The organism is Nitratireductor sp. L15S-10 (genome assembly GCF_045011005.1).
Taxonomy (GTDB): Bacteria; Pseudomonadota; Alphaproteobacteria; order Rhizobiales; family Rhizobiaceae; genus Nitratireductor.
The window spans coordinates 968,726-982,500 of record NZ_CP120674.1; the positions used below are offsets into that span (position 1 = coordinate 968,726).

9 protein-coding genes are annotated in these 13,775 nt (G+C 59.7%); 8 read left to right on the forward strand and 1 reads right to left on the reverse strand.

Annotated features, from left to right (window positions below; all coding sequences use genetic code 11):
- Positions 1-92: 92 nt before the first annotated feature.
- From P2W41_RS04725 to P2W41_RS04760, 8 genes are all read left to right on the forward strand, one after another.
- On the forward strand, positions 93-1,367 hold the full coding sequence (locus P2W41_RS04725) for an aspartate kinase (protein WP_404934435.1): 1,275 nt from the start codon (positions 93-95) through the stop codon (positions 1,365-1,367).
- Between the two features lie 74 nt (positions 1,368-1,441).
- Positions 1,442-3,712 carry a phosphoenolpyruvate--protein phosphotransferase gene (ptsP, locus tag P2W41_RS04730; RefSeq protein WP_404934436.1) on the forward strand — a complete coding sequence of 757 codons (2,271 nt, stop codon included), beginning with the start codon at positions 1,442-1,444 and terminating at the stop codon, positions 3,710-3,712.
- A gap of 21 nt (positions 3,713-3,733) precedes the next feature.
- Positions 3,734-4,813 (forward strand): peptide chain release factor 1, encoded by a 1,080-nt coding sequence (prfA, locus tag P2W41_RS04735; protein ID WP_292897397.1) that lies wholly within the window; start codon positions 3,734-3,736, stop codon positions 4,811-4,813.
- On the forward strand, positions 4,806-5,681 hold the full coding sequence (gene prmC, locus P2W41_RS04740) for a peptide chain release factor N(5)-glutamine methyltransferase (protein WP_404934437.1): 876 nt from the start codon (positions 4,806-4,808) through the stop codon (positions 5,679-5,681). The genes prfA and prmC overlap by 8 nt, the downstream gene beginning before the upstream one ends.
- A gap of 328 nt (positions 5,682-6,009) precedes the next feature.
- On the forward strand, positions 6,010-6,702 hold the full coding sequence (locus P2W41_RS04745; RefSeq protein WP_292897393.1) for a DUF4167 domain-containing protein: 693 nt from the start codon (positions 6,010-6,012) through the stop codon (positions 6,700-6,702).
- A 213-nt stretch (positions 6,703-6,915) separates the two neighbouring features.
- On the forward strand, positions 6,916-9,537 hold the full coding sequence (gene clpB, locus P2W41_RS04750) for an ATP-dependent chaperone ClpB (RefSeq protein ID WP_292897391.1): 2,622 nt from the start codon (positions 6,916-6,918) through the stop codon (positions 9,535-9,537).
- A gap of 21 nt (positions 9,538-9,558) precedes the next feature.
- Complete coding sequence (locus tag P2W41_RS04755) at positions 9,559-9,924, forward strand: MmcQ/YjbR family DNA-binding protein (RefSeq protein ID WP_404934438.1); 366 nt, start codon at positions 9,559-9,561, stop codon at positions 9,922-9,924.
- A gap of 130 nt (positions 9,925-10,054) precedes the next feature.
- Entirely contained in the window at positions 10,055-11,542 is a 1,488-nt protein-coding gene (locus P2W41_RS04760) for a L,D-transpeptidase (RefSeq protein ID WP_404934439.1), read from the forward strand.
- Positions 11,543-11,785: 243 nt separating this feature from the next.
- Here the strand turns inward: P2W41_RS04760 and P2W41_RS04765 are convergent, their stop codons facing one another.
- Positions 11,786-13,723 carry a M23 family metallopeptidase gene (locus tag P2W41_RS04765; RefSeq protein ID WP_404934440.1) on the reverse strand — a complete coding sequence of 646 codons (1,938 nt, stop codon included), beginning with the start codon at positions 13,721-13,723 and terminating at the stop codon, positions 11,786-11,788.
- Positions 13,724-13,775: the final 52 nt, after the last annotated feature.

The following is a 13,775-nucleotide window of genomic DNA, read 5'->3' on the forward strand; positions in this document are numbered from 1 at the left end:
TGCGCGGCGCAGGGCGGGGTTCCGTCGCTGTGTCGTGTTGTGTCCACCTCTCCCGGGTGGTTGGAATTTCCGAGCAAAGGCACTCCGTTCCCATGGCGCGCATCGTGATGAAGTTCGGCGGAACCTCCGTCGCCGATATCGACCGCATCCACAATGTGGCACGCCATGTCAAACGCGAAACGGATGCCGGGCACGAAGTCGCCGTTGTCGTTTCGGCAATGTCCGGCAAGACCAATGAGCTGGTGGGTTGGGCGCAGGCCATGCCCAGGGCGACAGGCGCCGAATCTCCTTTCTTCGACGCGCGCGAGTATGACGCTATCGTTGCCTCAGGCGAGCAGGTCACCAGCGGCTTGCTGGCAATCGCTCTCCAATCCATGGGGGTCGATGCGCGCTCCTGGCAGGGCTGGCAGATTCCGATCCGCACCGACAACGCTCACGGTGCGGCTCGCATCGAGGATATTGACGGCAGCGAGATCGTTCGTCGTATGGGCATGGGCCAGGTTGCAGTGGTTGCCGGTTTCCAGGGCATCGGTCCTGACAATCGTATCGCCACGCTTGGGCGCGGCGGTTCCGACACCAGCGCCGTCGCGGTCGCTGCCGCAGTAAAAGCCGACCGCTGCGACATCTACACTGATGTCGATGGCGTCTACACCACCGATCCGCGCATCGAACCAAAGGCACGCCGCCTGCCGAAAATTTCGTTTGAAGAAATGCTCGAAATGGCGTCGCTTGGAGCCAAGGTGCTGCAGGTGCGGTCAGTGGAGCTGGCGATGGTGCACAGGGTCAGAACCTTCGTCAGATCGTCTTTCGAAGATCCGGATGCGCCGGGTATGGGGGATTTTGTAAATCCGCCCGGTACGCTCATTTGCGATGAGGATGAAATCGTGGAACAGCAAGTCGTCACCGGCATCGCCTACGCCAAGGACGAGGCGCAGATATCGCTTCGTCGCGTCGCGGATCGTCCAGGCGTGTCTGCCGGAATTTTTGGTCCGCTGGCCGAGGCCAACATCAATGTCGACATGATCGTGCAGAACATCTCCGAGGATGGATCGCGCACCGACATGACCTTCACCGTACCCTCTGGAGATCTGGAGAAGGCTGTTGCCGTCCTTGACAAAGTACGCGAAACGATCGGCTTCGACGCTATTCAGTCGGAAGCGGGTCTGGTCAAGGTCTCTGTCATCGGCATTGGTATGCGCAGCCATGCTGGCGTTGCCGCGATCGCGTTCAAGGCCCTTGCAGAGAAGGGCATCAACATTCGTGCGATCACCACGTCAGAGATCAAGATTTCGATCCTGATCGACGGTCCTTATGCAGAATTGGCCGTCCGCACTTTGCATTCTGTCTACGGTCTCGATAAGCAGTAGAAAACAATAACCCGAAAACCGGCTTCTGCCTGGCTCCTGCAAGTGGCTGGCATTGGCCAAGGGAGAGGGGTTCGATGCGAGATTCTGCCGGCGGCCCAAGGGTGCTGTTAAGGCGATTGCGGGAATTGATGGCGGAGGCGCTCGATCCACAGGAGCGACTCGACCGTATCGTTCGTGAAATCGCCCAGAACATGGTTGCCGAGGTCTGCTCGCTCTATGTGCTGCGTGCCGATTCGATGCTGGAGCTCTATGCGACCGAGGGCCTGAACCCCGGCGCGGTTCATCTGGCGCAGCTTCGTCTTGGCCAGGGCCTGGTCGGCACCATCGCCGCCAGCGCGCGCCCGCTCAATCTCTCCGACGCGCAGAAGCACCCGGCCTTTACCTATCTGCCGGAAACGGGTGAAGAGGTTTATCACTCGTTCCTCGGGGTGCCTGTGCTAAGGGCTGGCCGCACGCTTGGCGTTCTTGTGGTGCAGAACCGCACCATGAGGCATTACCGTGAGGACGAGATCGAGGCACTGGAAACGGTCGCAATGGTCATTGCCGAAATGATCGCGACCGGCGATCTGGCAAGACTGACGCGCCCCGGTATCGAGTTGGATCTGAGCCGTCCCGTGAGCATGACAGGCCTGCCCTTCAATGAAGGGGTCGGACTGGGGCATGTGGTGTTGCACGAGCCGCGCATTGTCGTTACCGCGCTGTTCAACGAAGATAGTGATGTCGAACTTGACAGGCTTGAGACCGCACTCGATTCGCTCAGGCTTTCCATCGATGACATGTTGTCCCGCCGGGATGTGGCATTCGAGGGAGAGCACCGCGCTGTTCTCGAGGCCTACCGCATGTTTGCCAATGACCGTGGTTGGGTGCGGCGGCTACAGGAGGCCATCAACAATGGTCTGACTGCCGAAGCCGCGGTCGAAAAGGTACAGAGCGACATGCGCGCGCGCATGATGCACATGACCGACCCCTATCTGCGTGAGAGGATGAGCGATTTCGATGACCTCGCCAACCGCCTTTTGCGCCAGCTCATGGGGCGGGGCCCGGATGCGCTGGCGGAAATCGTACCGAAGGACGCCATTATCGTCGCCCGTTCCATGGGGGCAGCCGAACTGCTGGATTATCCCCGTCAGAAGCTGCGCGGGCTCGTTCTGGAGGAGGGGGCCCCGACAAGTCATATCGTTATCGTGGCCCGTGCCATCGGACTGCCCACTGTTGGCCAGGTGAAGGGTGCCGTCTCCATGTCGGAGAATGGCGATGCGATCATCGTCGATGGTGAGGATGGGCAGGTGCATTTGCGTCCGCAGGCGGACGTCGAGGGTGCTTATGCCGAAAAGGTGCGTTTCCGTGCTCGGCGCCAAAAGCTTTATCAGGAACTCCGAGACCGCCCCACGGAAACGAAGGACGGAGTTCCTGTCGACCTGATGATGAATGCGGGGCTCGCCGTCGATCTGCCGCAGCTGGCGCAGTCGGGCGCGGCCGGTATCGGGCTTTTTCGCACTGAACTTCAGTTCATGGTTGCGGCGGCTTTTCCAAGAGTCGAGGCGCAGGAGCGGCTTTATCGCGAAGTGCTGGAAGCAGCAGACGGCAAGCCGGTTACGTTCCGCACCATCGACATTGGCGGCGACAAGGTGCTCCCTTATTTCAAGGGCGCGCAGCATGAGGAAAACCCTGCGCTGGGCTGGCGCGCCATTCGATTGACGCTGGATCGTCCCGGATTGCTGCGCACGCAGATACGCGCGCTTCTCAAAGCAGCAGGCGGGCGCGAGCTGCGCATGATGCTGCCGATGGTCACGGAAGTGAATGAAGTGCGTCAGGCCCGTGATATTATTGACCGGGAGGTGCGGCATCTCTCCCGGTTCGGCTATCTCCTGCCGACGCGGCTCAAGATCGGCGCCATGATCGAAGTGCCTTCCCTCCTGTGGCAGCTTGATGAGCTGATGCAGGCTGTGGATTTCGTTTCCGTGGGTTCGAACGATCTATTTCAGTTCGTCACGGCCACAGATCGCGGCAATACACGCATTGCCGATCGCTTCGATCCTTTGAGTGTGCCTTTCCTGCGCATTTTGCGCCAGATTGTGCGCGCTGGCGATCAATCGGGAACGCCGGTGACACTGTGCGGCGAACTGGCAGGACGGCCAATTTCGGCGATGGCGCTGCTTGGGGTCGGTTTTCGGTCCATCTCCATGGCTCCAGCCGCCATTGGGCCGGTAAAGGCCATGCTTTGCGAACTACCGTTGTCGGACCTTTCGGTCATGATGGACGAAGCGCTTGCCAACCACAGCGCGTCAACCGATATTCGCGCGCTGCTGCGCGATTTCGCCAACAAGCACTCAATTGCTCTCTAGAACTGACAGGCTTTCCCGTCGATGACCGACTTGCCGCGCGACCGCATGGACCAGGTTCTCAAACGTTTCGAACTTATCGAAACGCAGATGGCGGCCGGTCCGGAGCCTGATGTTTATGTGAAGCTCGCTTCCGAATATTCGGAACTGCAGGAGGTGGCGGGCAAGATCCGGGAGTTGCGTCAGGCAGAATCGGAACTCGACGATCTCAAATCGATGCTTGCCGATCCAACCACCGACAAGGAGATGCGCGAACTCGCTGAAGCCGATTTTGAGGATGTGGACCAGCGCATAGAGACGCTGCGAGAGGAGATGCAAATCCTTCTCCTGCCGAAGGATGAAGCCGACGACAAGAACGCCATTCTGGAAATTCGGGCGGGTACCGGAGGCGATGAGGCGGCGCTTTTCGCTGGCGACCTGTTCCGCATGTATGAACGTTACGCCTCGGAAAAAGGATGGCGGGTTGAGGTGGTTTCCGCCAGCGAGGGCGAGGCTGGCGGTTACAAGGAAATCATTGCCACCGTCTCGGGTCGCGGAGTGTTCTCACGCCTGAAATTCGAATCCGGTGTTCACCGGGTCCAACGCGTTCCGGCCACGGAAGCACAGGGGCGAATTCACACCTCCGCAGCGACCGTGGCCGTGCTTCCGGAGGCCGAAGAGATCGACGTCGACATCAAGCCGGACGACATTCGCATCGACACGATGCGCGCATCGGGAGCCGGCGGCCAGCACGTCAATACCACCGATTCGGCGGTGCGTATCACGCACATTCCGACCGGCATCGTCGTGTTGCAGGCAGAGAAATCTCAGCATCAGAACAGGGCCCGCGCCATGCAGATCCTGCGCGCACGCCTGTTCGACATGCAGCGTATGAAAGCGGCGGACGAGCGCTCCGAGGCGCGCCGCTTGCAGGTTGGGACCGGCGATCGTTCCGAGCGCATTCGCACCTATAATTTCCCGCAGGGGCGCCTTACGGATCATCGTATCAACCTCACCCTGTACAAGCTGGACCGAGTGATCGAAGGCGATCTCGACGAGGTGATCGATGCTCTGATCTCCGATCACCAGGCAAAGCTGCTCGCGGAAACCGGGACGGATGGCTGAGGCGGAGACGCTCGGCGCGCTTTTGACATGGGCGCGGAATGAACTGGCAAGTGCCGGTATCTCTGAGGCGTCGCTCGATGCGCGCCTTCTGGTCGAGCATGTGACTCAAACCACGCGTCTCGATGCCGTGTCGCGACCCGACAGACCCGTCAGCGACGACGAGCGCGATCTCGCGCAACAACTCATCAATCAGCGCATCGCCGGCAAACCCGTGCACCGGATCCTCGGTTTCAGGGAGTTTTACGGCCTTAATTTGAAGCTCTCCGAAGAAACCCTGGAGCCTCGTCCGGATACGGAAACGCTGGTTGAACTGGTGCTGGACGAAGTTCGCCGTCTTGGTGGCGAGGATCGTCCCTGGCGTGTTCTCGACCTGGGCACCGGAACGGGGGCAATCGCACTTGCCCTGCTCAGCGTTTTGCCCGAGGCGCGCGCGACAGGTGCGGATATTTCAGCCGACGCGCTTGCAACGGCGCGCGCCAATGCCGATATGAATGGTTGCGGGCATCGGTTTGAAGCGTGTCTGTCCGACTGGTTCGAAAGTGTTCACGGTCGGTTCGATATCATCGTCTCAAATCCGCCCTATATTCGTGAAGATGATTGGAGCGACCTGGCCATAGAGGTCCGGGAACACGACCCGCGACGGGCGCTGGTTGCCGGGCAGGACGGTCTTGATGCATACAGGCGGCTTGCTGCCGAGGGTTCTGCTTTTCTGGCGGTTGGCGGGATCCTTGCGGTAGAAATCGGACATGATCAGAAGGAGAGCGTGACCGGTCTTTTCACGGAACAGGGTTTCCGTTTGAGGGCGCATGGCCGAGACCTCGCCGGACATGACCGGGCGCTGGTTTTTGGTCCAGGAAACAGCTCGTGAACAAGGTTGAAAAAAAGCTTGGCATTGCAAAAGAATGCCGCTAGGTTCCGCCTACCGGATGGGACGAAGCAGACAGCACCGTTATCGATTCGGTTCCCGAGGACCAGCTGTCGTGAAGGGCGTTTATCGCCTCTGCTTCTTTGCGGGGATTGTCCGGCAACTGATTTGAAGCGGAACAGCAATGGCGTTGGCGCCCGCAGAATGCGGTGCGGCACAGAGCCAAGGGGAGATGTGAGACTGCTGGCTTCCCGCCATCGTCCGCCATCTGAAAGAGTATCGTTTCAAAAATCTGTCTCGAACAAGCAGTCTCAAAAACCAAGAGAGTCGAATGAGGCCACAACAGCAGAACAGGCGCATGCGCGGTCGCGGCAACAACAACCGCAAGGGCCCAAATCCTTTAGCGCGTAGCTATGAGAGCAATGGCCCGGACGTAAAAATCCGCGGAACGGCACAACAGGTAGCAGATAAATACGCCACTCTGGCGCGCGATGCGCAAAGTTCCGGTGATCGTGTGATGGCCGAGAATTATCTGCAGCATGCGGAACATTACAATCGTATCATTGCCGCTGCCCAGGCGCAGCTTCAGCAGCAGCAGCAGTCGCGTGAAAATCGTGACGATGCGGATGGTGACGGCGATGAGCAGGATACTGCAGAAGCCAACAATGGTGGCCAGAAGGCTCAGCGCCAGAAACGCGTCGACGATGGCTCCGGCCCACAGCCTGAAATTCAGGACACGCCGGCTGAAGTAGCTTTGCACGGCGAGCAGGGCAACGCAGGCAATGGTCATGCGGCCGGCGGCATGAACGGCAGTGCAGATGATGAAAAGCCGAAGCCTGCACGCCGCAGCCGCAAACCCGCCGCTGCCAAAGCAGAGGACGGCGAAGAGGCGCAGGAAGCCGAAAAGCCGGCTAAGCGCCCGCGTCGTACCCGTGCGCGCAAGAACGACGACGCAGAGGGCGGTGATGGCAATGAGGCCGGGCCTTCCGCCGCTGTGCCTGAAGAGATTGCTGCTCAGGGCTGAGCAAAGCGGCTTTTGTGTCATTGACGGCGGGGCTTCCCCGCCGTTTTCATTTGGTCCCCATCTTGTGCCGATAGGGATATGTTCCCATATCCCAATCAGTTGGGCTTGCCACACCGGACCGTGATATTCTGATCTCATCACGGTTTATGGGAGCCCGTCGCATTAATCGTTGCCGGTGCTGCAAAGCAGGTCGGCAGGGAAATGGAGACACTTATGAACTTTGAAAAATATTCGGAGCGCGTGCGCGGTTTTATTCAGGCTGCACAGACCTTTGCGCTCACCAGCAACCATCAGCAATTCACGCCGGAGCATCTGCTGAAGGTGCTTGTCGATGATGAAGAAGGCCTTGCAGCCTCCCTGATTGAGCGGGCAGGCGGGCGGGCTGAAGATGTGCGCCTTGGCGTCGAAGCGGCGCTGAAAGCCATGCCTCAGGTTGAGGGTGGCAACGGTCAGCTCTATATGGCTCAGCCGCTTGCGAAGGTGTTTTCGACGGCCGAGGAGTTGGCCAAGAAGGCCGGAGACAGCTTTGTCACCGTCGAGCGTCTGCTGACCGCCTTGTCGGTGGAAAAGTCAGCGAAGACCGCTGATATTCTGGCCAGGGCAGGGGTTACCCCGACAGCGCTCAATCAGGCCATCAACGACATTCGCAAGGGTCGCACTGCCGATTCTGCCAGTGCCGAACAGGCATATGATGCGCTCAAGAAGTATGCGCGCGATCTGACCGCGGACGCCCGCGCTGGCCGGCTCGACCCGGTGATCGGTCGCGATGACGAGATTCGGCGCACCATTCAGGTTCTCTCCCGCCGCACCAAGAACAACCCGGTGCTGATCGGCGAGCCAGGTGTTGGCAAGACGGCTATCGCCGAAGGGCTCGCCCTGCGCATTGTGAACGGAGACGTGCCTGAATCCCTCAAGGACAAACAGTTGATGGCGCTTGATATGGGCGCTCTCATTGCCGGCGCGAAGTATCGCGGCGAATTCGAGGAACGGCTGAAGGCCGTTCTATCGGAGGTCACGGCTGCCGACGGCAATATCATTCTCTTTATCGACGAAATGCACACGCTCGTCGGGGCCGGCAAGGCTGACGGCGCTATGGACGCCTCGAACCTTCTCAAGCCTGCGCTGGCGCGGGGAGAACTGCATTGCGTCGGTGCAACGACGCTCGACGAGTATCGCAGGCATGTGGAAAAGGACGCCGCGCTCGCACGCCGTTTCCAGCCGGTTTTCGTAAAAGAACCGACCGTTGAGGACACGGTTTCGATCCTGCGCGGCCTGAAGGAGAAGTATGAGCAGCACCACAAGGTGCGGGTCTCCGACTCGGCCCTGGTTGCAGCCGCCACGCTTTCCAACCGCTATATCACCGACCGGTTTCTGCCCGACAAGGCCATCGACCTCGTGGACGAGGCGGCATCGCGACTGCGCATGCAGGTGGATTCCAAACCGGAGGAGCTCGATGAGATCGACCGGCGCATCATGCAGCTCAAGATCGAACGTGAAGCGCTGAAAGCGGAGAAAGACGAGGCATCGCAGGATCGCCTGGCGAAGCTCGAGACCGAGCTCGCCGACCTCGAGGAAGAATCGGCACGCCTGACCAGCAGGTGGGCTGCCGAAAAGGACAAGCTCGGCCTTGCTGCAGATCTCAAGAAGCAACTCGATGAAGCGCGCAATGAACTGGCTATTGCCCAGCGCAAGGGTGAATTCCAGCGCGCCGGTGAACTGGCTTACGGACTGATCCCGGAGCTCGAGAAAAAACTGGCCGAAGCTGAAGCTCAAGGCGAGGAAGAAGGTTCCGGCGGCATGGTCGAAGAGACGGTCAAGCCGGATCACGTCGCGCATATTGTCTCGCGGTGGACCGGGATCCCGGTCGACAAGATGCTTGAAGCTCAGCGCGAAAAACTTCTCCGTATGGAAGATGAGCTGGCCAGGCGCGTCGTGGGGCAGGGAGAGGCCGTACAGGCTGTTTCCAAGGCTGTCCGCCGTGCCCGAGCGGGTCTTCAGGACCCCAACCGGCCGATCGGCTCATTCATGTTCCTCGGTCCGACGGGCGTCGGCAAGACGGAGCTGACAAAGGCGCTTGCCAGTTTCCTCTTCGACGATGAGCAGGCCATGGTGCGTATCGACATGTCGGAGTTCATGGAGAAGCACTCCGTGGCCCGCCTTATCGGCGCCCCCCCCGGCTATGTCGGCTATGAGGAAGGCGGTGTTCTGACGGAGGCCGTCAGACGCCGGCCTTATCAGGTCATTCTTTTCGACGAGATCGAAAAGGCCCATCAGGACGTGTTCAATGTGCTTTTGCAGGTGCTCGATGATGGACGCCTGACGGACGGCCAAGGCCGCACGGTGGACTTCCGAAACACGCTCATTGTGATGACATCCAACCTTGGCGCCGAGTATCTCGTGAACCTTGGTGAGGGCGACGATGTCGACAAGGTTCGCAGTGATGTGATGGGTGTGGTCAAGGCTTCGTTCCGACCGGAGTTCCTGAATCGGATCGATGAGGTAATTCTCTTCCATCGTTTGCGTCGTCAGGACATGGGACAGATCGTTGAAATCCAGTTGCAGCGTTTGGGAAGCCTGCTTGCGGATCGCAAGATCACTCTCGATCTCGATAGCGAGGCAATCGAGTGGCTGGCCAACAAGGGTTACGATCCAGCCTATGGTGCGCGCCCCCTGAAACGCGTGATCCAGAAGGAGCTTCAGGACCCGCTGGCAGAAAAGATCCTGCAGGGAGAGATCTTTGACGGGTCCACAGTGAAGGTCACGTCAGGGTCTGACCGGCTCATTTTCCGGCCTCGCAAGGCTTCTCTTGATGAGCAGGCCGGTCAGGCTGCTTAACCAGAAAGCCGGGGAGGGCGCATGCAGATCGAAAAATACAACGCGGTTTGCGGTGCCCTTCCTCACGCCACCCATGTTGTTCAGTGGGGTGGAGCACATGTGTGGAAGGTGGGCGGAAAAGTGTTTGCCATCGGTAGCCAGGCTGGCGATGGAACGCTTGCCGTCTCCTTCAAATGTTCTGAAATCGCATTTGATGTGCTCAGGGAACAGCCGGGCCTGCGCCCGGCGCCCTATCTGGCTTCCCGTGGCATGAAGTGGATCCAGCGACAATCTGGTGAAACGATGGGCGACGACGCGCTCGCTGAATATCTGGCCGAAAGCCATCGGATCGTGGCGTCGGGCCTGACGCGGAGGCTCAGGCGGGAGTTGGGGCTGGACCCGGTTTGACGGCGCCGCGAAATTGCCACAACCGTCGCCATCTTCACGTCCGGTTCATCTCCTATGGTAAATCATTCGTCAAATGGGCGAATCGCTCGCGAGGCGAACAGCCTATCCGTGTGGGATGAGTCGAGGGGCGATGAACGTGAAACTGAATTTGCTGACCGCTTTTTACCTGGCTATCGGGCCGTCCTCAGCCTGGGCCGTGATGCCGGAAGTCGAGATGCGGCGCGATGGTCAGGCGTTCCACTTGGCCAACGGGCTTGCAAGCAGCCCGGCAATCCTTGATGGCAAGCCGTTGGAAGCCCCGGTCCAGCTCGCTCAAAATTATGATTTCGACGTCTATATAGATCAGTATGGCCGTGAAATCATTGTGGACGCCTTTACCGGCGAGGTGGTGGAGATTCGCCCGCCCGCGCCAGGCAGGAGGCAGTATGAGAGCCGACCGTCGCGACCACGCGAGTTCGATGGTCAGGTTTATGATTTCTCGGATCCTCGTGAGGTCGATCGTTATCGGCGGGATCGCGGCAGAGCGCGCAACGCACCCGATAACCGCTATTCGGATCCCTATGCGAATGCACCACGATATGACGACCGCGATGCCTACCGGGAAAACCCGAATTACGGCCGTGAGCCCATCGAGCGGACTCCGCTCGATGCGCCGGATCCTCGTGATAACATGGCTGCAATCCCCGACGAGCGTACCAGCGTCGGTCCCGGATCGGGCGAGGCTTCCGGTGCGCCGGCCCTGCCAAAAGACAGCGCGGTGGTCATGCCGCGCGGGGTCAGCGAGGACGTGACCCGCTTCCAGGTGCTGCTCGACCGGGTCGGTGCCTCGCCCGGTGTGATCGACGGCCGCACTGGCGACAATGTGAACAAGGCGATCCGGGCCTATCGTGAGATAACTGGGCAGACGCTCAGAACCTACGACAAGGAATGGATCGAGGCAGAACTGGAACGCACGGGCGGACCGGCCTTCAAAGAATACTCCATCACGGCTGAGGACGCCGCGGGGCCTTATATTGCATCCGTTCCCGCAGACTATGCGCACAAGGCCCAGCTTGATGCCCTGTCCTACACATCCGTGGTGGAAATGCTCGCCGAGCGCTTTCATATGGATGAGAAGTATCTGATCGCACTCAATCCCGATGCAAATTTCAATCGGCCAGGCACGATCATCAAAGTGGTCAATGTCGGGAAGCCCATGAAGGCGAACGTCACCCGCATTGTGGCGGACAAGAGCGCGAAGCAATTGCGCGCCTACAATGAGGATGGCCAGCTCGTCGCCGCCTATCCCGCGACAATCGGTTCATCCGATACGCCTTCACCAACGGGAACGCACACGGTAGCCCGGATCGCGCTCAATCCGGAATACACGTACAATCCGAAGATCAACTTCAAGCAGGGCAACAACGACAGGGTGTTGACCATCCCGCCAGGGCCCAATGGTCCGGTGGGGTCCGTCTGGATCGCCTTGTCAAAGCCGACTTACGGTATTCACGGAACGCCGGATCCATCAAAGATCGGTAAGACAGCTTCCCATGGGTGTATCCGATTGACCAACTGGGATGCCGAAGAGCTTGCAAAGCGCGTCAAGCCAGGGGTGAGCGTCACATTCGTTGAATAGCGACGGATCCGATTAAAAGGCTGCGTCGACAGGATTTCGCAAGCGTGGCGGCTGCTGGTCATGTTCCAGGATGCCTGCTTTGCCCGGCCGATATCATTCGTACGCATGACGTGTCAGGTTCGATGAGGCCGGGCGTTGTGACGAGAGCGGTTCACCGTTTCACGGAAACGCTGCTTGGCACTACCTATGAGCTTTTCCGCATTTGTGCGGACGTCAGGTGGCTCCACCTGACTGCAAAATGCTCTAACTGCCGCTCGCTGCCACCGATAGCGGCGCGTCCTCGTTTTCTTTTAACAACTCATCGATGCGACTGCGTTCACGTTCGAAAGCCAGCAGGTCTTCGCCCTTGAGCCCGCGATTGTCGGGCAGGCGCACGCGCATCGGATCGACCTTGGTGCCGTTGACGATCATCTCGTAGTGAAGGTGGTTGCCTGTCACGAGGCCAGTGGCGCCGACATAACCAATGACCTGGCCCTGACGAACGCGCGCGCCCGCCGTCACGCCCTTGGCGATGCCGCTCTGGTGATTGTAGGAGGTTTTAAACCCATTATTGTGTCGGATAATGGTCTGGCGACCGTACCCGCCGGCCCATCCCGCCTTCTCCACCACGCCATCGCCGGCAGCGATGATCGGGGTGCCGCGTGGAGCCGCCCAGTCAACACCCGTATGCATCTTGCTATAGCCAAGCACCGGATGCCGCCGCATTCCGAACCCCGATGTGAAACGACCGTTCGGAACGGGATTTCTAAGCATGAACCGCTTTGCGCTGCGGCCATCCCTGTCGAAGTAATCGACGGTCCCGTCTTCGAACTGAAAGCGGTAGAAGGTTCGCGTGGTCCCACCGAAGCTAGCCTTTACATAAAGCAGTTCGGACTGATCTGTTGCATTCTTGTCCGTGTCGGGAGCAGAGAAGAAGACCTCCAGCTTGTCGGTGGGCGCAAGTCGCGACTGGAAGTCCACATCCGCCGACAGGAGCTTCACTAGGCGCTTGGTCATTTCCGGCGTCAGTCCATAGGCATAGGCTGCGCGGTATATCCCGTCATAGACCCTGGGAAGATCGGCTCGTGGCATGCGCCGCGGCGCGGTCGGATGATCAAGTGCTGCGAGCAGAACCGGGTTCATCTCCGGTTCTTCCGCCGGCACATACTGCTCGCGGTCGTCCAGGGCTATGGTGACGATGTGCTTGCGGCCCTCATAAACGCTTGTGCGCACCACCCGGCTTTTTTCCCCGCGCATTTCGACGCCCACACGCAGCAATGTGCCCGCCTTCAGGTCGGGAGCATTGAGAAGCTTGGTGATCGCCTCGACCATCCCGTCCACATCCTCGCCCTTGTATCCGGACTGGGCAAAGACATCGGCGATGGCCCGCTCGGTTCGGAAAGGGATGAGATCCTCGGCGAATTCGGGTGCGGTTTCGCGTGCGGTTCGGGCGGCAATCGATACATTCTCCGGAATGATCCGGGCACTGAAGGCCGCAAGCGCCTGGGTCGAGAGCGTGTCGCCGAAGCGTTGTGGGTCCACGTAATGCAGTGCTGCGACCTGCACGTCGCCATCCGTCAGGATTGCGCCCGTGTTGCGGACGGCCACTTCCACTTCCTCTGTGCTCAGGCTGCGGGCGGTGCTGAAGTCTGACGAATGCAACGGGAAATCGTGGCTTTTGAGGCTGACCTCGCTTTCCACCTTGGCACCGTAGATCAATCCGGTCCGGGCGGTGCTTGCTGCGCCATCCTCGGCGAACACCGCCAGTGGGTCGAAGGGCGGGTAATCCTTTTCCGTTGGATGATTGGCCGTGAGGGCCATCTTGGCATAAACGAAAGGCAGCGTGCGGATGACATCGGTGTCGCCACTTCGCATGACCGTGGAGACTTCCATCATCCGGCGGTCCTCGCCGCGGCTGATGGTATGCGGGGTGACAAGTCTTGCGGTTTTGGCGGCCTCGCCCTCGGGGTCAGACATCTCGCCGAGCAGGGCGATCTCGGGCGGCGTGGCAAGTTGCTGTCTTCCGTCGAGTGCGGCAGACAGAGCAACCCCCATGAGAACTGTCGAAGTTACACCGGTCAGGAACGTGCCGATCAGCCAGCGTGCGGAAATCTCACGACGGTCAGGAGGGCCGCTGCGCCCATCCGCAATCAAAGGTGCGTCATCGCCAATGATCTGTTCCAACGGGCTGTTGCTGTTCATTACCGATAGTGTCCTGATGTCATGGCCTTGTTCTCACAGTCGTGGTTCGATG

Bases quoted from the DNA above. Each gene is read 5' to 3' on its own strand.
- ptsP (WP_404934436.1), top strand. From the start codon at position 1,442: ATGCGAGATTCTGCCGGCGGCCCAAGGGTGCTGTTAAGGCGATTGCGG.
- prmC (WP_404934437.1), top strand. From the start codon at position 4,806: ATGGCTGAGGCGGAGACGCTCGGCGCGCTTTTGACATGGGCGCGGAAT.
- P2W41_RS04745 (WP_292897393.1), top strand. From the start codon at position 6,010: ATGAGGCCACAACAGCAGAACAGGCGCATGCGCGGTCGCGGCAACAAC.
- P2W41_RS04760 (WP_404934439.1), top strand. From the start codon at position 10,055: ATGAACGTGAAACTGAATTTGCTGACCGCTTTTTACCTGGCTATCGGG.
- P2W41_RS04725 (WP_404934435.1), top strand. From the start codon at position 93: ATGGCGCGCATCGTGATGAAGTTCGGCGGAACCTCCGTCGCCGATATC.
- clpB (WP_292897391.1), top strand. From the start codon at position 6,916: ATGAACTTTGAAAAATATTCGGAGCGCGTGCGCGGTTTTATTCAGGCT.
- P2W41_RS04755 (WP_404934438.1), top strand. From the start codon at position 9,559: ATGCAGATCGAAAAATACAACGCGGTTTGCGGTGCCCTTCCTCACGCC.
- P2W41_RS04765 (WP_404934440.1), bottom strand. From the start codon at position 13,723: ATGAACAGCAACAGCCCGTTGGAACAGATCATTGGCGATGACGCACCT.
- prfA (WP_292897397.1), top strand. From the start codon at position 3,734: ATGACCGACTTGCCGCGCGACCGCATGGACCAGGTTCTCAAACGTTTC.